The organism is Streptomyces alkaliphilus, assembly GCF_014141535.1.
In the GTDB taxonomy this organism is placed as follows: domain Bacteria; phylum Actinomycetota; class Actinomycetes; order Streptomycetales; family Streptomycetaceae; genus Streptomyces; species Streptomyces alkaliphilus.
On record NZ_VKHT01001235.1, the window covers coordinates 1 to 1,272 of the forward strand.

1 protein-coding gene is annotated in these 1,272 nt (G+C 71.3%); it reads left to right on the forward strand.

Annotated elements, in window-relative coordinates; translation table 11 throughout:
• Nucleotides 1-53: 53 nt before the first annotated feature.
• The coding region (locus FNQ90_RS23660) for a PTS transporter subunit EIIC (protein ID WP_182608210.1) at nucleotides 54-1,272 on the forward strand (1,219 nt) is incomplete at its 3' end.

Consider the following 1,272-nt stretch of genomic DNA (forward strand, 5'->3'; position numbering starts at 1 on the left):
CCGCACGCGGGGAGCGTCCCGCCCCCGCGCCACCCGGTCGCCGCGCCCGTGCCATGGCCGTGGCGCAGCGCATCGGCCGCAGCCTGATGCTGCCCGTGGCCACTCTGCCGGCCGCCGCCCTGCTGGTGCGGTTCGGCGCCGACGACATGCTGGGCAGCGACGCGTTGCCGGGCCCCGTCAACCGGGTCGCCGAGTTCATGGCCGGCGGGGGCGGGGCCCTGCTGGACAACATGGCGTTGCTGTTCGCGGTGGGCATCGCCATCGGCTTCGCCCGGAAGTCCGACGGGTCCACCGCGCTGGCGGCCGTCGTCGGCTACCTGGTCTTCGACAACGTGCTGGCGACCTTCCACGACCCCAACACCGACGCGCCCGTCTCGGCCGGGGTACTGGGTGGCGTCATCATGGGCATCACCGTCGCCCTGCTCTACCAGCGCTTCCACCGCACCCGCCTGCCGGACTTCCTCGGGTTCTTCGGCGGACGCCGGCTGGTGCCGATCATCTCCGCCTTCGCCGGCCTCGGGCTGGGCATCGTGGTGGGGTACGTGTGGCCGGTGCTGGGCAGCGGCCTGTTCCACTTCAGTGAGTGGCTGGTGGGCTCGGGCGCGGTCGGCGCCGGCATCTTCGGCGCCCTGAACAGGGCGTTGATCCCGGTGGGGATGCACCACCTGCTGAACTCCTTCCCGTGGTTCCAGGCCGGCTCGTACACCCGGGACGACGGGACGGTGGTGACCGGTGACATCGCGCGGTTCCTGGCCGGGGACCCGACCGCCGGCCAGTTCATGACCGGCTTCTTCCCGATCATGATGTTCGCGCTGCCGGCGGCCTGCCTGGCGATGTACCACTGCGCGCGGCCCGAGCGGCGCAAAATGGTCGGCGGCATGATGGTCTCCATCGCGCTGACCGCCTTCGTCACCGGCGTCACCGAGCCGATCGAGTTCACCTTCATGTTCATCGCCCCGGTGCTGTACGCGATCCACGCGGTGCTGACGGGTATCGCGCTCGCGCTGACCTGGGCGTTGGGGATGCGCGGCGGCTTCGGGTTCTCCGCCGGCGCGATCGACTACACGCTGAACTTCGGCATCGCCTCCAACCCGTTGGGCCTGGCGTTGGTCGGGTTGTGCTTCGCGGTGGTGTACTACGCGGTCTTCCGGTTCGCGATCATCCGGTTCGACCTGCCGACCCCGGGCCGCGAGCGGGACGAGGAGGACGACCTCGCGGTGCCGACCGGGTCGGACCGGAAGCGATCGGCCGACCGCCGGGGCGGTGGGGGCT